General features: G+C 72.1%; 16 protein-coding genes. 13 read left to right on the top strand and 3 right to left on the bottom strand.

Annotated features, from left to right (window positions below; translation table 11 throughout):
• The first annotated feature begins 92 nt into the window (after positions 1–92).
• The 3 genes from secY to map are packed head-to-tail and all read left to right on the top strand — an operon-like array spanning position 93 to position 2,842.
• The gene (secY, locus tag MON03_RS15940; RefSeq protein WP_031273237.1) at positions 93–1,415 is read left to right on the top strand and encodes a preprotein translocase subunit SecY; all 1,323 of its coding nucleotides are present in this window, start codon (positions 93–95) and stop codon (positions 1,413–1,415) included.
• On the top strand, positions 1,412–2,002 hold the full coding sequence (locus MON03_RS15935; protein ID WP_242089438.1) for an adenylate kinase: 591 nt from the start codon (positions 1,412–1,414) through the stop codon (positions 2,000–2,002). The genes secY and MON03_RS15935 overlap by 4 nt, the downstream gene beginning before the upstream one ends.
• Positions 2,003–2,062: 60 nt before the next feature.
• Positions 2,063–2,842 carry a type I methionyl aminopeptidase gene (gene map, locus MON03_RS15930; RefSeq protein WP_242091481.1) on the top strand — a complete coding sequence of 260 codons (780 nt, stop codon included), beginning with the start codon at positions 2,063–2,065 and terminating at the stop codon, positions 2,840–2,842.
• A gap of 127 nt (positions 2,843–2,969) precedes the next feature.
• Here map and MON03_RS15925 read toward each other — a convergent pair whose 3' ends face one another.
• On the bottom strand, positions 2,970–4,253 hold the full coding sequence (locus MON03_RS15925) for an LCP family protein (protein ID WP_242089436.1): 1,284 nt from the start codon (positions 4,251–4,253) through the stop codon (positions 2,970–2,972).
• 263 nt (positions 4,254–4,516) lie between these two features.
• Here MON03_RS15925 and infA point away from each other — a divergent pair, with 263 nt between their 5' ends.
• The 8 genes from infA to MON03_RS15885 all read left to right on the top strand — a co-directional run bounded on the left by infA (position 4,517) and on the right by MON03_RS15885 (position 12,252).
• Complete coding sequence (infA, locus tag MON03_RS15920) at positions 4,517–4,738, top strand: translation initiation factor IF-1 (RefSeq protein WP_017885509.1); 222 nt, start codon at positions 4,517–4,519, stop codon at positions 4,736–4,738.
• Between the two features lie 70 nt (positions 4,739–4,808).
• Positions 4,809–4,925: a 50S ribosomal protein L36 gene (gene rpmJ / locus MON03_RS15915; RefSeq protein WP_022903266.1), complete on the top strand. Its 117-nt coding sequence runs from the start codon at positions 4,809–4,811 to the stop codon at positions 4,923–4,925.
• Between the two features lie 139 nt (positions 4,926–5,064).
• Positions 5,065–5,439 (top strand): 30S ribosomal protein S13, encoded by a 375-nt coding sequence (gene rpsM / locus MON03_RS15910; RefSeq protein WP_022903265.1) that lies wholly within the window; start codon positions 5,065–5,067, stop codon positions 5,437–5,439.
• 9 nt (positions 5,440–5,448) lie between these two features.
• Positions 5,449–5,847, top strand: a complete 399-nt coding sequence (gene rpsK / locus MON03_RS15905; RefSeq protein WP_017885507.1) for a 30S ribosomal protein S11 — start codon at positions 5,449–5,451, stop codon at positions 5,845–5,847.
• A gap of 206 nt (positions 5,848–6,053) precedes the next feature.
• Positions 6,054–7,049 (top strand): DNA-directed RNA polymerase subunit alpha, encoded by a 996-nt coding sequence (locus MON03_RS15900; protein ID WP_022903264.1) that lies wholly within the window; start codon positions 6,054–6,056, stop codon positions 7,047–7,049.
• Positions 7,050–7,112: 63 nt separating this feature from the next.
• Positions 7,113–7,697: a 50S ribosomal protein L17 gene (rplQ, locus tag MON03_RS15895; protein WP_022903263.1), complete on the top strand. Its 585-nt coding sequence runs from the start codon at positions 7,113–7,115 to the stop codon at positions 7,695–7,697.
• 202 nt (positions 7,698–7,899) lie between these two features.
• Positions 7,900–9,021 carry an FUSC family protein gene (locus MON03_RS15890; protein WP_242089434.1) on the top strand — a complete coding sequence of 374 codons (1,122 nt, stop codon included), beginning with the start codon at positions 7,900–7,902 and terminating at the stop codon, positions 9,019–9,021.
• A gap of 30 nt (positions 9,022–9,051) precedes the next feature.
• On the top strand, positions 9,052–12,252 hold the full coding sequence (locus MON03_RS15885; protein WP_242089432.1) for an ATP-binding protein: 3,201 nt from the start codon (positions 9,052–9,054) through the stop codon (positions 12,250–12,252).
• A gap of 9 nt (positions 12,253–12,261) precedes the next feature.
• Here the strand turns inward: MON03_RS15885 and MON03_RS15880 are convergent, their stop codons facing one another.
• Positions 12,262–13,092: an ABC transporter permease gene (locus MON03_RS15880; protein WP_175328275.1), complete on the bottom strand. Its 831-nt coding sequence runs from the start codon at positions 13,090–13,092 to the stop codon at positions 12,262–12,264.
• Positions 13,089–14,078, bottom strand: a complete 990-nt coding sequence (locus tag MON03_RS15875) for an ATP-binding cassette domain-containing protein (protein ID WP_242089430.1) — start codon at positions 14,076–14,078, stop codon at positions 13,089–13,091. Before MON03_RS15875 ends, MON03_RS15880 begins: the two co-directional genes overlap by 4 nt.
• A 91-nt stretch (positions 14,079–14,169) precedes the next feature.
• Between MON03_RS15875 and truA the strand changes: the two genes are divergently transcribed.
• Both truA and MON03_RS15865 read left to right on the top strand, forming a co-directional pair.
• Positions 14,170–15,087 (top strand): tRNA pseudouridine(38-40) synthase TruA, encoded by a 918-nt coding sequence (gene truA / locus MON03_RS15870; RefSeq protein ID WP_242089428.1) that lies wholly within the window; start codon positions 14,170–14,172, stop codon positions 15,085–15,087.
• A complete protein-coding gene (locus MON03_RS15865; RefSeq protein ID WP_175328273.1) occupies positions 15,084–15,830 on the top strand; it encodes an MBL fold metallo-hydrolase in 747 nt (248 codons plus the stop codon). The genes truA and MON03_RS15865 overlap by 4 nt, the downstream gene beginning before the upstream one ends.
• Positions 15,831–15,887 lie beyond the last annotated feature (57 nt).

The raw sequence follows: 15,887 nt of genomic DNA, 5'->3' as shown, positions 1-15,887 counted from the left end.
AGTGGCCGGCGTCCGTCGGCCTGGTCGGCCCTGCCGATCGACACCGGAACGGCCGCGATCGACGGCCCCGGTCCCAGAAGTTCGGAGTCCTCGTGTTCAGAGCGGTCGCGCGCATCATGCGCACCCCAGACCTTCGCAAGAAGATCGGCTTCACCCTCGCGATCATCGCGCTCTTCCGCCTGGGGTCGTACATCCCCGCACCGTTCGTCGACTACGCGTCCGTGCAGAGCTGCCTCGCCAGCGCGTCCTCGCAGCAGGGCCTCTACGACCTGATCAACCTGTTCTCCGGCGGCGCGCTGCTGAAGCTCTCGGTCTTCGCGCTCGGGATCATGCCGTACATCACGTCGTCGATCATCGTGCAGCTCCTGCGCGTGGTCATCCCGCACTTCGACGCCCTCTACAAGGAGGGTCAGTCCGGTCAGGCCAAGCTGACGCAGTACACGCGCTACCTCACGATCGCGCTCGGTGTCCTGCAGTCCACCACCCTGATCACGGTCGCGCGCTCCGGTGCTCTCTTCGGCACGAACGCGTCGGCCTCCTGCTCGTCGATCATCTCGAACGACAGCTGGTACGCGATCATGCTCATGGTCGTCACGCTGACCGCCGGCACCGGCCTCATCATGTGGATGGGCGAGCTCGTCACCGAGCGCGGCATCGGCAACGGCATGTCGCTCCTCATCTTCACGTCGATCGCGGCGCAGTTCCCGTCGGCGCTCTGGGCGATCGAGCAGTCGAACGGCTTCGAGCTGTTCCTGTTCGTCATCCTCGTGGGCCTCGTCATCATGATGGCCGTCGTGTTCGTCGAGCAGTCGCAGCGACGCATCCCGGTCCAGTACGCCAAGCGCATGGTCGGTCGTCGCACCTTCGGCGGCAACAACACGTACATCCCGATCAAGGTGAACATGGCCGGCGTCGTGCCCGTCATCTTCGCCTCGTCGCTGCTGTACCTGCCGGCCCTCGTCGCGCAGTTCAACCAGCCCTCGGACGGCTCCGCGCCGGCCGCGTGGGTGACCTGGATCCAGAACAACCTGACCTCGGGTGACAACTGGTTCTACATGGTCCTGTACTTCCTGCTCATCGTCGGGTTCACCTACTTCTACGTCGCGATCACCTTCAACCCCGAAGAGGTCGCCGACAACATGAAGAAGTACGGCGGGTTCATCCCGGGCATCCGCGCCGGACGCCCGACCGCCGAGTACCTCGACTACGTCCTGACCCGGGTGACGTTGCCCGGATCGCTCTACCTCGGTCTGATCGCACTCATCCCCCTGGGCGCACTCGCGTTCTTCGGTGCGAACCAGAACTTCCCGTTCGGTGGCGCCAGCATCCTGATCATCGTGGGTGTCGGCCTCGAGACGGTGAAGCAGATCGACTCCCAGCTCCAGCAACGTCACTACGAAGGGCTTCTCCGTTGAGCGCACGCCTCATCATCGTCGGACCCCCCGGCGCCGGCAAGGGCACCCAGGCCGGCCGCATCGCGGACGCGTTCGGTGTCCCCGCGATCTCGACGGGCGACATCTTCCGCAAGAACGTCACCGAGGGCACGCCCCTCGGCGTCGAGGCGAAGAAGCTCATGGACGCCGGTGAGTACGTGCCGGACGAGCTGACGAACGAGCTCGTGAAGTCCCGCCTGGCCGAGCCGGACGCCGAGCACGGCTTCCTGCTCGACGGCTACCCCCGGACGCTGAACCAGGTCGAGTACCTCGACGCGCTCCTGACCGAGCAGGGCGAGCAGCTCGACGCGGTCGTGCAGCTCGTCGCGGACCAGGACGCCCTCGTCGAACGCCTGCTGAAGCGCGCGGAGGACCAGGGCCGCAGCGACGACAACGAGGAGACGATCCGTCGTCGCCAGGAGGTCTACCTGGACCAGACGGCCCCGATCGTCGGCGCCTACGCCGACCGCGGCCTCGTGGTCGATGTCGACGGGCTCGGCGGCATCGACGAGGTCGGCGACCGGATCCAGTCGGCGCTCGCGTCCCGCGGGCTGACCGCGGGCGTCTGACCCGGCGTGGTCCGCTTCCGCAAGCCCTCGATCTACAAGACGCCCGAGGAGCTCCGCGCCATGGTGCGCCCGGGCCTCCTGACGGTCGAGGCGTTGGACGCCGTGCGAGCCGCGGTCCGACCCGGCGTCACGACGGGTGAGCTCGACGCGATCGCCGAGCGGACCATCCGCGACGGCGGGGGCGTCCCGAACTTCCAGCTCGTCCCGGGGTACCGCCACACGCTCTGTGTCTCGGTCAACGACGAGGTGGTGCACGGGATCCCGGGCGACCGCGTGATCCAGGCGGGCGACATCGTCTCCGTCGACGCCGGCGCCGAGGTCGACGGCTGGAACGGGGACAGCGCCTTCACGGTCGTGGTCCCTGGTGGCGACGCCGCGGTGAGCGAGGCCCGGCGGAAGCTCTGCGACACGACCGAGCGCTCGCTGTGGCACGGCATCGCCGCTCTGGCGTCGGCCAGGCACCTGAACGACGTCGGTGCCGCGGTCGAGGACGCCATCGAGGAGACCGGCGCCTGGGGCATCGTCGAGGACTACACCGGTCACGGCATCGGCCGGTCGATGCACGAGGAACCGCCGGTCTTCAACTACCGCGTGCGGGGCGCCGGTCCCGCCGTGAAGCCCGGGCTGGTCGTCGCGATCGAGCCGATGGTGACGGCCGGCACGATCGACAGCTCGACGGACGCGGACGACTGGACGGTCCGGACGCTCGACGGCTCGGACGCCGCGCACTGGGAGCACACCGTCGCCGTCCACGCCGACGGCATCTGGGTGACGACGGCCGCCGACGGTGGCGCTGCGGGCCTGGCCCCGTTGGGTGTGACACCCGTCCCGATCCCGTAGGACGGGCCTCCCGTCGGGTCGGCCGTCCACCGGGTCCGGCCGGGAGGCACGTGGTGCGTCCGCCCCGCCGCTGGGGCGTCGACGGTGCGGTCGGCTCGGAGCCGCGCGGCGCGTCCGCCGCGCGGCGTCAGTTCCCGACGGAGCAGGTCTGTTCGTTCGCGCTCTGCCCGGTGATGGTCGACGGGAGCGGCGTCGTGGTCGCCGTCGGCGTCGACGAGGGCGTGGAGCCCGACGACGACGTCGCGGAGGAGCTCGACCCGGTCGACCCGGACGACGTGCCGGAGGACGACGAGCCGGACGATGACGACGAGCCCGTCGACGACCCCGCGCTCTTCGACTCCTCTGACGCCCGTCCGGTGCTCGAGTCCGAGAGCGACGTCCGCTGGTCGGTCTGCAGGGCGACGTTGAGCGTGTGCGCCGCGTCCTGCGCGACGATGACGCGGGCGTTGTCGGCGGGGTCGTCCACGACCGGGTACTGCACGAACAGCATGTTCGCCGTACTCATGCCGCGCAGCGTCGTGGCGAGGCCGACGAGGCTCCTGGCCTGCGCCAGGCCGTCCGAGAGCGTCATGTTGTGCAGTGCCGCCGAGGCGAGGCGGTAGAGCGTCACCGGGTCGGACAGCGTGCTGCCGGAGGTGATCTTGCGGAGCAGCGCGGAGAGGAACACCTGCTGCGAACTGATGCGCGCGAGGTCGCTGCCGTCACCGACTCCGTGGCGGGTCCGGAGGAACGCGAGCGCGTCCGAGCCCTCGAGCGTGTGCGACCCGGCGGTGAGGTGGAGACCGGTGTACGAGTCGTTGATCGGCTGCGCGACGCAGACGTCCACACCACCGAGGGCGTTCGACATCGAGATGACGCCGTCGAAGGTGATCAGCCCGGCGTAGGGGATCCGCAGGCCGGTCAGGTTCTCGACGGTGTCGACCACGCAGGACACCCCGCCGTTGCCGAGCGCCGTGTTGAACTGTGCCGAGGTGGCGGCGGGGTACGTGGTGCCCGTCGCCGGGTTGGTGCACGCCGGGATCGGGACCATGAGGTCGCGGGGGAAGCTCACGGCCGTGAGCTGCTGGTGGTCCTGCGAGATGTGCACGAGGATCGTGACGTCGTTCCGGGCGCCGGCGACGTCCTCGTCGGAGTCGAACTGCCCGACGCGGGTGTCGCTGCCGATGAGCAGGATGTTCGCGCCGCCCTTCATCGCGGTGATGTCCGCGGTGTCGGCGACCTTCTGGTCGTCCGTGCTGAGCTGGACCGTCTTCGGGGCGGCGGCGAGCTGCCCGCCGGCGATCGCGGCCACGCTGGTCCCGCTGACCAGCGCGACGGCGAGGACGGACGCGACGATGCCGAGGGCGGACGTCCAGGCGCGACGACGAGGGAGTCGTCCATGGCGGGCCAGGGGGCCGCGGGCGTTCGGCACGGTTCTCTCCGTTCGGTGGGCTGCCGTGACACGGTACGGCGGATGCACTCGAGACGGCCCAGAACGGGCCAGGAGACCACTGTGGAACGTTCAGGCTCGACCGCGGCAGCCCCAGGTCGAGGGTCCGGGTCGCCCGCACTTGGCAATCCGGCGGCTATCACATAGGCTTGCTCTTTGGTGTGTCATGCCCTTTCGGCGTGGCGCCCGACCCGCAGACCGGCTCGGGGATCACACCGGTAATCCAACCAAGCGACAGTGAGGCTATGGCCAAGAAAGACGGCGTCATCGAGATCGAGGGCTCGGTGCTCGAAGCTCTGCCCAACGCGATGTTCCGCGTTGAGCTGACCAACGGACACAAGGTCCTCGCGCACATCTCCGGGAAGATGCGCCAGCACTACATCCGCATCCTCCCCGAGGACCGCGTGATCGTGGAGCTGAGCCCGTACGACCTGACCCGCGGCCGGATCGTCTACCGCTACAAGTGATCCGCGAGCTGGAAAGGAACGGCCCGGCGAACCCGCCGAGCACGAAGCCAGCGAGCACGAGGAACCAACCATGAAGGTCAACCCCAGCGTCAAGCCCATCTGCGAGCACTGCCGAGTGATCCGCCGGAAGGGCCGCGTCATGGTGATCTGCAAGAGCAACCCGCGCCACAAGCAGCGCCAGGGCTGAGCTCCCAGCAGGACCCACAACTCAACACTGAACACGCAGTACCAGATCCCGCGGCTCCGGCCGCGGGGGACACCTCGGGTCGGAGGCCCGGGCACCGGTACTGCGCCACACCTCCACCAACCACAGGAGCAGCCAGCACATGGCACGTCTAGCAGGCGTCGACATCCCGCGCGAGAAGCGCGTGGAGATCGCACTCACGTACATCTACGGCGTCGGCCGTACCCGCTCGGTCCAGGCACTCGCCGAGACCGGCATCTCCGGCGACATCCGCGTCAAGGACCTGACCGACGACCAGCTCGTCGCTCTCCGCGACTTCATCGAGGGCAACTTCAAGGTGGAAGGTGACCTCCGCCGTGAGGTCGCCGCGGACATCCGACGCAAGGTCGAGATCGGTAGCTACGAGGGTCTTCGCCACCGTCGTGGTCTCCCGGTGCGCGGTCAGCGCACCAAGACCAACGCGCGTACCCGCAAGGGACCGAAGCGCACCGTGGCAGGCAAGAAGAAGGCTCGATAGGAGACCCCCATGGCTACCCCCAAGACTGCCGCGCGCAAGCCGCGCCGCAAGGAGAAGAAGAACGTCGCCGTGGGCCAGGCCCACATCAAGAGCACGTTCAACAACACGATCGTCAGCATCACCGACCCGTCCGGTGCCGTCCTCAGCTGGGCGTCCTCGGGTGCCGTCGGCTTCAAGGGCTCGCGCAAGTCGACGCCGTTCGCGGCGCAGCTCGCCGCCGAGTCCGCTGCGCGTCAGGCGCAGGAGCACGGCGTCAAGAAGGTCGACGTCTTCGTCAAGGGTCCGGGCTCCGGCCGCGAGACCGCGATCCGCTCGCTCCAGGCCGCCGGCCTCGAGGTCGGTTCGATCAACGACGTCACGCCGCAGGCGCACAACGGGTGCCGCCCGCCGAAGCGTCGCCGCGTCTGACGCGAGGAGCAACCGGCCGTTCCCCGCTCGTCCCCGTGACGGGGTCGAGCGGGGCCGGCCATTCCTGGTCGTTCGATCGCGCACGGCGGGCCCTCGCGGCTCGGCCGTGCGCGTGATCACAACTCAACAGACCCGTCGGGGCCCGGTCGGCCCCGTCGTACCGCCGAGTGTCATATAGCGGACACTCCGCCGAAAGGAATCCCACAGTGCTCATTGCACAGCGCCCCACCCTGACCGAGGAGTCGATCTCCGAGCACCGCTCGCGCTTCGTCATCGAGCCGCTCGAGCCGGGCTTCGGTTACACCCTCGGCAACTCGCTGCGCCGCACGCTCCTCTCCTCGATCCCCGGCGCGGCTGTCACCAGCATCCGCATCGACGGCGTCCTCCACGAGTTCAGCACCGTTCCCGGTGTCAAGGAAGACGTCACCGAGATCATCCTCAACATCAAGAGCCTCGTCGTCTCCAGCGAGCACGACGAGCCGATCACCGCGTACCTGCGCAAGCAGGGTGCCGGTCAGGTCACCGCGGCGGACATCTCCGCCCCGGCCGGCGTCGAGATCCACAACCCGGACCTCGTCATCGCGACCCTGAACGACACCGCGCGCTTCGAGCTCGAGCTCACGATCGAGCGTGGCCGTGGCTACGTGTCGGCGACGCAGAACCGCTCGGAGTTCTCCGAGGCGGGTCAGATCCCGATCGACTCGATCTACTCGCCGGTCCTCAAGGTCACCTACCGCGTCGAGGCGACGCGTGCCGGTGAGCGTACGGACTTCGACCGCCTGGTCGTCGACGTCGAGACGAAGCCGGCGATCACGCCGCGCGACGCCATCGCGTCGGCCGGCCGCACGCTGGTCGAGCTGTTCGGTCTCGCCCGCGAGCTGAACACGGCGGCCGAGGGCATCGAGATCGGCCCCGCGCCGGTCGACGCCGTGCTCTCGAACGAGCTGCAGACCCCGATCGAGGACCTCGACCTGTCGGTCCGCAGCTACAACTGCCTCAAGCGGGAGGGCATCAACACGGTGTCCGAGCTCGTCGCCCTCTCGGAGACGCAGCTCATGAACATCCGCAACTTCGGTCAGAAGTCGGTGGACGAGGTCAAGGACAAGCTCACCGAGCTCGGCCTGTCCCTCAAGGACACCGTCCCCGGATTCGACGGCGCCCACTTCTACAGCGGGTACGACGAGGACGAGTCCAACAACTGACCTCGCGCGTAAGCGCACGCGTGCTGAGTCAGCGCGCACCACATTCACCACTGGAGAACTGACATGCCGAAGCCCACCAAGGGCCCCCGCCTCGGTGGCGGTCCCGCCCACGAGCGCCTGCTCCTGAGCAACCTCGCCAACGCCCTCTTCACGCACGGCCGCATCACCACGACCGAGACGAAGGCCAAGCGCCTCCGTCCGGTCGCCGAGCGGCTCATCACGTTCGCGAAGCGTGGCGACCTGCACGCCCGTCGTCGCGTGATCAGCATCCTGCGCGACAAGTCCGTCGTGCACACGCTGTTCACCGAGATCGCCCCGCAGGTCGAGGACCGCCAGGGCGGCTACACCCGCATCACGAAGCTCGGTTTCCGCAAGGGCGACAACGCTCCCCTCGCGTCGATCGAGCTCGTGCTCGAGCCGGTGTCGGGCAAGCCCGCCCCGGTCAAGCGCGACGCTGCTCCGGCCGCCGCCGCGCCGGTCGAGGCGCCGGCCGCCGAGGAGACCACCGAGGAGGCCCCGGTCGATGAGACCGAGACCACCGAGGAGTCCGCGCCGGTCGAGGCCGAGGCCGAGACCGACGCTGCCGCCGAGGTCGAGGACGACGCCGCCGCCAAGGCGGACGACACGAAGGCCGACGACGCCAAGTAGTCACCTGCACCACCTCGAGGAAGCCCCCGCGACGCACGTCGCGGGGGCTTCCTCGCGTTGCGGGGTGACCGACAGGCGGCCTGGAGGCGCGGGGCGGGCCCGCCCCGCGCCTCCAGGCCGTCCCGTGCTGGTGCGGTGCGCGGTCGGCCGCGCGCGCGGGTGGCACGCCTCACAGGCCACCGTGCGTAACCTGACCGGCCGTATGGCACCAGCAGAACGCATCACGGGCGCCGGGCGGCGCATCTGGCGGTGGAGCCGCGACTCCGGCACCCAGCCGCGCCTGCTGCTCGCCGCGAAGGCGGCGCTGGCCGCGACCATCGCGTGGGTGCTCGCCAAGTACGCTCCGGGCGTCGCCGCCGAGTACCCGTACTACGCGCCCCTCGGTGCGATCGTCGCGATGCGGACGACCGTGTTCGCCGGCATCCGGTCGGGTGTGCAGACGCTCGTCGGTATCACGCTCGGCGTGCTGATCGCGTGGGTCACGATGCTGATCGGGGACCCCGGGGTGATCGCGGTGGCCCTCGCCGTCGGCATCGGCGTCCTCGTGAGCGGTTTCCGGATCCTCGGCGAGGGGTACTCGTGGGTGCCGATGGCCGCGCTCTTCGTGCTGCTCGTCGGCGGGGGGAACGCCGAGGGCTACTCGTTCGCCTACATCGTGCAGATGGCCATCGGGATCGCGATCGGCCTCGCGGTGAACTTCGCCGTGTTCCCGCCGCTGCACTTCTGGGACGCGGAGCGCCGCATCGACCAGGTGAACGCGGTGCTCGCGGAGCAGCTCGACGACCTCGCGGACGTGCTCGTCGAGGGCGAACCCGACACCGCAGCGTGGGACCGGCAGCAGGAGCGGCTCGACAAGGCGATCGCGGACGTACGGGACCGGGTCGCGACCGCGCAGGAGAGCCGGCGGATGAACCCGCGGGGCGTGCTCCGCGGGCCCCGGGCGCGCCTGCAGTCCGACGGTGCCCGGTTCCGGGCCCTGGAGCGGGCCACCTGGTACACGACCGACCTCACCGAGCTCGTCGCGCGCAGCGGTCCGGTGGCCGACGCGATCGGCCGGCCCGACCCCGCCTTCGCCGAGCCGTTCGCGGCGGCGCTGCGGCAGGTCGCGTGCGTCGTCCGCGGCGACTGCCCGGCCCAGGACGGGGACGAAGCCCTCGCCACGCTCGAGCAGGCGCTCGACGCCAGTCGGTCGCACCCCTCCCGGGTCACCGCGACGGCGAGTGCGATCGTCGCGCTGCGCGGGGTGATCGAGTCCGAGAAGCGGGCGACGGAGGACGTCGACACCGAGACGGGTCCGCCCGACGGCGGTCGGCGCAGGGGCTGAGACGCTCGAGCGCTCCGTAGACTCGACGACGTGACCGCGCGCCCCCGACTCGCCGTCCTCGGGCCCGTGCTGGTCGAGGGGCCCTCGGGTGAGCCGACGACCGTCACCGGGGCGCTCGCACGGTCCTTCCTCACCGCGCTCGCCCTCGCGCCGGGGCGCTCGCTGTCCACCGGCTCCCTCATCGACGAGCTGTGGCCGGACGACCAGCCGCGAGGAGCGCGGGCGGCCCTGCAGACGATGGTGTCCCGCCTCCGCCGGACGACCGCCGAGGGACTCGTCCGGTCCACGGCGACCGGGTACGCGCTCGGCTGCGACACGGACGACGTCGACCTCCTGCGGGCGGAGCGTGCGGCGGCGCCCCCGGACGTCGACGCGCTCGAGTCCGCGCTCGCGCTCTGGCGCGGTGCACCCGGCGAGGACGTCGAGGGCGACCTCGGCGACGCGCTCGCCGGCCGGGCCCGTGCAGCCCGGCGCGCACTCCGGCGGGCGCTGGGGTCCGCGCTGCTCGACCTCGGCCGGGCCGACGACGCCGCCGAGGTCTGGTCGGCCGAGGTGGCCGCCGACCCGGTCGACGAGGTCGCCGTCGCCGGGGCGATGCAGGCGCTCGACGCCGCCGGTCGGCCCGCTGTGGCCGTCGCGGTCTTCGCCGCACACCGCGAGCGGCTGGTCGAGGAACTCGGCGCCGACCCCTCCGCCGAGCTGGTCCGGCACAACGCGGACCTGCTCCGCCGGTCGGCGGCCGAGAGCGGTCGCGCCCGTCGCATCGGCCTGCGCGCCGCCCCGAACGCGCTGGTCGGACGGGAGGCCGACCTCGCCGCCGTCACGGACCTCCTGTCGCGCGGACGGCTGGTCACGATCCTCGGCCCGGGCGGCCTCGGCAAGACGCGGCTCGCGCAGGCGGTCGCGGCGGACCTGCCGGACGGGACCGCGGTGGTGGTGGCCGAGCTCGCGTCGATCGCGGCCGCCGAGGACGTCGTGCCCGCCCTCGGTGCCGTGCTCGGGATCGCCGAGGTCCGCTCCGCCCGCACCCTCCGCGACGCGGTCGTCACCGATCTGTGGGGCCGGGTCGTCCGCGCCCTCGCCGACGGGCCGACGGTGCTGGTGCTCGACAACTGCGAGCACCTGCTCGACGCCGTCGCCGCGCTCACCGCCGAACTGCTCGCCGCCGCCCCGGAGCTGCGGGTGCTGACGACCTCCCGTGCACCCCTCGCGATCGCCGGCGAGGTCGTGGCGCCGCTCGCGCCGCTGCCGGTCGAGGACGACGGGGCCGCCGTGCGCCTCTTCACCGAGCGTGCCCGGGCAGCGCGTCCCGGCGCGGTGCTCCCCGTCGACGCGGTGCGCCGCATCTGCGCGCGGCTCGACGGGTCGCCGCTCGCGATCGAACTGGCCGCGGCACGGATCCGGGGCATGAGCACGGACGAGATCGAGCGCCGGCTCGACGACCGCTTCGCACTGCTCCGCGGCGGGGACCGGAGCGCCCCCGAACGGCACCGCACGCTGCTCGCCGTCATCGAGTGGAGCTGGCGACTGCTCGGCGCCTCCGCCCAGGACCTCCTGCCCCGACTCGCGCTCTTCCCCGACGGCCTCGCGGTGGACGCGGTCGAGGCCGTCGCGTCCGAGGGACACGAGGACGCACTCGACGACCTGGCGGACCTCGTCGAGCAGTCGCTCGTGCAGCTGGTCGAGCGCGAGGGGGAGCCGGTCCGGTACCGCCTGCTCGAGACCGTCCGGGAGTTCGGGGCCGCGCGACTGACCGAACGCGGGCGCACCGAGGACGTCCGCTCGGCCATGGTCGACTGGGCTCGCGCGTTCGCCGCGGACCGGAACCTGCTCGCCATCGCCGGTCCGGAGCAGACCGAACGGTTCCACGAGGTGCGCCGCGAGGCCGACAACCTCGTCGTGCTGCTGCGCTGGGCGCTCCGGGCCGAGGACGCGCCCGCGGCGGCGCAGCTCTTCGCGGCCCTCGGTGCGTACTGGACGCTCCGTGGCACGCAGGGGGAGATCACCGCGGTCGGCCCGGACGTCGTCGGACTGCTCCGACGCGAGCCCCCGGCGCCGGACGACCGGGTCGCGGCGCACGTCTGCCTCGTCGTCGTCGGAGCGGCCGCGGCGTTCGACGACCGGCGGACGACGGCGTGGGCACGCTCGACGCTCCGACGGTGGCGGCGGACGTCGACCGCGGGGCAGCCCGTCGTCGACGCCCTCGTCGCGGTGTTCCTCACGGTCGGACGGCCCGCGGAGGCGACCGCGCTCCTCGCCCGCCTCCGCGACGACCCCGAGGACGGCGTCGCCTGCATCGCGAACGTGCTCAGCGCGCCGCTCGCCGAGAACGACGGGGACCCCGCCGCGGCACTCCGGTACGCCGCTGCCGCACAGGCCCTCGCGGCGCGGACCGGCGACGCGTGGACGACCGGCACGTCCGCGGTCACGATGACGCAGCTCCTCGCCCAGAGCGGGCGCTACGACGAGGCGTTGACGGTCGCCGAGGCGGCTCGGGACCGCCTGGAGCGCTTCGGCGCCGACGACGACCTCTCGGAGATCGGGTGGTCCGTCGGGCTCGCCGCAGCGGCGATCGGCGACGTCGACCGGGCACGGTCGGTCGCCCGCGACCTGCAGCACCGCCCCGCCGGGGGTCGCGGGCCCGAGGCGGACGGGTCCCAGGTCGCGGTCGTCGTGCTGGCGATCGAAGCCGAGTGCCGACGCGCGGAGGGCGACCCGGCGGCAGCCGCCGAGCAGTACACGGCCGCGTGGGAGGTGGCCGCCGAGCGCCGCGGACCCGCACCGAACTGGCGGCTCATGGCCGGGGCGGCACGCATCGCCGCCGTCGACGAGACCCGGGGCGGCGGCGCCGGTCTGACGGACGCCGAGCGCGAGGTCGCCCGTCGGATGCGGAACGCCGCGCTCGCGCTCCTGCGGGTCCGGCCCTGGTGGACCGACCTGCCGGTGGTCGGGACGACGCTCGCCGGACTCGCGGTCGCCGCGGCCCGTGACGGCCTCACGGGCGAAGCAGCACGGTGCTGGGCGCTCGCGCGGCGGTTCGGCACCCGGCAGGACTTCGCGGTGCTCGCGCACGCCCGCCTCCGGCCCCTGCTGGCGGCGGCCGTCGGGGACGACGTGCTCGCGGACGCCGAGACGGCCTCGGCCCGCTGGGAGCGGGACGAGGCCGAAGCGGCGACACGGGTGCTGCTCGAGGACCTCCGGGACGCGGTCCGACGGCGACACCGGGACTGACGACCGGGGTCAGGCCTTGCGCATGTACGAGCGGACGGTCAGCGGGGCGAACACGGCCACGATGACCGCGGCGCCGAGCAGGCTGATCCAGAGGTCGCCGGTCACCGCACCGTGGTTGACGAGCTCGCGGACCGCGGTGATGAGGTGCGACACCGGGTTGACCTCGGTGAACCAGCGGAGCCAGCTCGGCAGCGTGTCCACGGGGACGAACGCGTTCGACAGGAACGTCAGCGGGAAGAGCACGAGGTTCGCGATCCCCGAGACGCTCGACGCGGTCCGGGCGATCACCCCGAAGTAGGCGAAGATCCAACTGATCGCCCAGGCGACGACGATGACGAGGAGCCCGGCGAGCACCACCGCGGCCGCACCGCCCTCCGGCCGGAGTCCCATGATGATCCCCACCGTGAACGTGATGGTGGTCGCGATGGCGTAGCGGACGGTGTCGGCGAGCAGGGCGCCGGCGAGCGGGGCGATGCGCGCGATCGGCAGGGACTTGAAGCGGTCGAACACGCCCTTGTCCATGTCCTCGCGGAGCTGGACACCGGTGACGATCGACGACGTGATGTTCGTCTGCACGAGGATGCCCGGGATGATCACGGGCAGGTAGCTGCCGATGTCGCCCGAGATCGCGCCACCGAAGATGTACGTGAACATGACGGTGAAGACGATCGGCATGAGCGTGACGTCGAAGAGCTGCTCGGGCGTCCGCCGTATCTTCACGAGCCCGCGGTAGGCCATCGTGAACGACTGCCGGACCGTCGCGCCGAGGCCGGACGAGCCGACCCCGGCTCGGGGCGTCACCCGCGGGGCGCTGGTGGGGGTGGGGGCGATGGTGGTCATGCGATGCTCCCTTCGAGCTCGCGCTGGGCGTCGTCCTCGGCTTCCGCCGGGGCGCCCGTGATGGTCAGGAAGACCTCGTCGAGCGTCGGCTTCTGTACGCTCATCTCGGCGAGGGAGATGCCGGCCTCGCGGAAGGACACGAGCAGGTCGGTCACGCGGTCGGGGTCGGTCATCGGGGCGGTCAGACGAGACCCCTCCGGGCTCGCGACCGCGTCGACGCCGAGGGTCGTGCGGACGATCGCCCTGGCGGCGTCGAGCCGGAGCCCGTCGGTCAGCCGGAGCTGCAGGGACGAGGTGCCGATCGACGCCTTGAGCTCGTCGCCCGTGCCCTCGGCCACGACCCGTCCGTGGTCGATCACGGCGATGCGGTCCGCGAGCTGGTCCGCTTCGTCGAGGTACTGCGTGGTGAGCAGCACCGTCGACCCCGTCGCGACGAGCTCGCGGATGGTGTCCCACATCTGCGCCCGGGTCCGGGGGTCGAGGCCGGTGGTCGGTTCGTCGAGGAAGATGAGCGGCGGCTGCGCGATGAGGCTCGCCGCGAGGTCGAGCCGCCGTCGCATGCCGCCGGAGAACGCCCTGAGCGGCCGGGACGCGGCCTCGGTCAGGCCGAACCGCTCGAGCAGCTCGGACGCCTTCGCGCGGGCGTCGCGCCGGGAGAGCCCGAGCAGCCGCGAGAAGATGACGAGGTTCTCGGTCGCGCTGAGCGTCTCGTCGACGCTCGCGTACTGGCCGGTCACGCCGATGAGCGAGCGGACGGTCTGGGCCTCGCGCCGGACGTCGTGTCCGAACACGCGGGCCTCGCCGGCGTCCGCCGTGAGCAGGGTCGCCAGCATCGAGATCGTGGTGGTCTTGCCGGCGCCGTTCGGCCCGAGCACGCCGTAGACCGTGCCGGCCTCCACACGGAGGTCGACACCGTCGACGGCGCGGTTCGTCCCGAAGGTCTTCACGAGGCCGGAGGCCTCCACGGCGAGGGGTGTCGTGGTCATCGAGGGGTTCCTTTCGTCGATGTCGGGGTCGATCGTGCCGCCGACCGCTCACACGCCACTGACGCGCCGCTGACACCGCTACCGTGGGGGCGTGAGCGACACCGAGAACCCCGACGGCGTGCGGCTGCGGCTCGACATCGCCTACGACGGCGCGGCGTTCTCGGGGTGGGCGCGACAGCCGGGGCTCCGGACCGTCCAGGGGGCGCTCGAGACCGCGCTCGCCACGGTCTTCACCCGCTGGGGCGAACCGCCGCTCCTCACCGTCGCCGGTCGCACCGACGCCGGCGTCCACGCCACCGGCCAGGTCGCGCACCTCGACCTCGCCCCGGAGCAGTGGGATGCCCTCCGTGCCAAGCGCGGCAGCACCGGGCGCTCGCCGCTGGACGGGCTCGTGAAGCGCGTCAACGGCATCGCGGCCCCGGACGGGGACGTCGTGGTCACGCGGGCATCGGTCGCGCCCGAGGGGTTCGACGCCCGGTTCTCGCCGCTCTGGCGCCGCTACCAGTACCGGGTCGCGGACGCCGACAGCCCCCGCGACCCACGACGACGGGGGCACACGACGTGGCACCCGACGCGTCTCGACCCCGCGGCGATGGAGCGCGGTGCGCTGACGCTGCTCGGGTTGCACGACTTCGCGACCTTCTGCAAGCCGCGTGAGGGCGCGACGACGATCCGGACGCTCCAGGAGTTCCGCTGGGACCGCGAGCCGGACGGCACACTGGTGGCGAGCCTCCAGGCCGATGCCTTCTGCCACTCCATGGTGCGCGCGATGGTCGGGGCGACCATCGCGGTCGGCGAGGGCCGCTTCGGCGCGGAGCGCCTCGAGGAACTGCGGACGGCGCAGCAGCGCACGAGCGAGTTCACGGTCGCGCCCGCCCGCGGACTCACCCTCACCGAGGTCGGCTACCCCGCCGACGACGAGCTCGCGGCACGGGCCGAGCAGACCCGCGCCCGCCGGACCGACGACGGACCCGCTGACGCCCCCGACGCCGGTACGGTCGGGGGATGAGCTCCCGCACCGCCCGCTCCGTCGTGTCCGTCGCCCCCGGCGTGGTCTTCGTCGAGGGGCCGGTGTCGAACTGGGTGGTGCTCGCCGAGGAGGACGGCGTCTCCCTGATCGACGCGGGCTACCCCGCGGACACCGACCTCGTCCTCGACACCGTGCGGTGGGCGGGGCACGACCTGGACGACCTGCGCCGGGTCTACGTCACGCACGGGCACGTCGACCACGTCGGCGGCATCCCCGGGATCCTCGAGCGGTTCCCGCACGTCGAGGTCCTGGCCCACGCGGACGAGGTCGACAACGTCCGCGGACCCGGCCGGCAGCAGGTGACCCCGGCCGAGATCGGCGGCCGGCTGGCGGCGCCGCGGGTGCTGCGGTGGCTCGTGCGGGCGCTCGGCTCCGACGCCCTCCGTCCGACCGAGGTGCCCACGGTACGGGCCTTCACCGCGGCGGACTTCGCGGGACGGGCGATCACCCCGCTGCCCGCGGACGGCCACACGGCCGGGTCGACCGCGTACCTCCTGCCCGCCGCCGACGCCGTCGTGACCGGCGACGCCGTCGTCTCGCGGCACGACACGCAGCCAGCGTCCTGGGTCCCGCGGCCGCGGATGATCACGCCGTTCTTCACGGCCGACCAGGACCGGGCGCTCGAGTCGGCGCGGGCGCTGCCGATCCCCGGGATCCTGCTCCCGGGACACGGGCCCGCCGTGCACCGTGTCGGACGGTCGTGGGTGCCCGTCGCGTCCTGACCGCACCCGCGCGGGCCGCACAGACCACTGGCCGCGCGGACCCCGGACCGCGCGGAC

This window comes from Curtobacterium sp. DN_7.5 (assembly GCF_022655355.1).
Classification (GTDB): domain Bacteria; phylum Actinomycetota; class Actinomycetes; order Actinomycetales; family Microbacteriaceae; genus Curtobacterium; species Curtobacterium luteum.
Note: the sequence above shows the minus strand (reverse complement) of the source record. Positions and strands in the feature narration are given on the sequence as shown.

Coding starts and splice junctions, on each gene's coding strand:
- rpmJ (WP_022903266.1), top strand. CDS start 4,809: ATGAAGGTCAACCCCAGCGTCAAGCCCATCTGCGAGCACTGCCGAGTG.
- MON03_RS15890 (WP_242089434.1), top strand. CDS start 7,900: ATGGCACCAGCAGAACGCATCACGGGCGCCGGGCGGCGCATCTGGCGG.
- MON03_RS15880 (WP_175328275.1), bottom strand. CDS start 13,092: ATGACCACCATCGCCCCCACCCCCACCAGCGCCCCGCGGGTGACGCCC.
- rpsK (WP_017885507.1), top strand. CDS start 5,449: ATGGCTACCCCCAAGACTGCCGCGCGCAAGCCGCGCCGCAAGGAGAAG.
- infA (WP_017885509.1), top strand. CDS start 4,517: ATGGCCAAGAAAGACGGCGTCATCGAGATCGAGGGCTCGGTGCTCGAA.
- MON03_RS15875 (WP_242089430.1), bottom strand. CDS start 14,078: ATGACCACGACACCCCTCGCCGTGGAGGCCTCCGGCCTCGTGAAGACC.
- map (WP_242091481.1), top strand. CDS start 2,063: ATGGTGCGCCCGGGCCTCCTGACGGTCGAGGCGTTGGACGCCGTGCGA.
- rplQ (WP_022903263.1), top strand. CDS start 7,113: ATGCCGAAGCCCACCAAGGGCCCCCGCCTCGGTGGCGGTCCCGCCCAC.
- rpsM (WP_022903265.1), top strand. CDS start 5,065: ATGGCACGTCTAGCAGGCGTCGACATCCCGCGCGAGAAGCGCGTGGAG.
- MON03_RS15865 (WP_175328273.1), top strand. CDS start 15,084: ATGAGCTCCCGCACCGCCCGCTCCGTCGTGTCCGTCGCCCCCGGCGTG.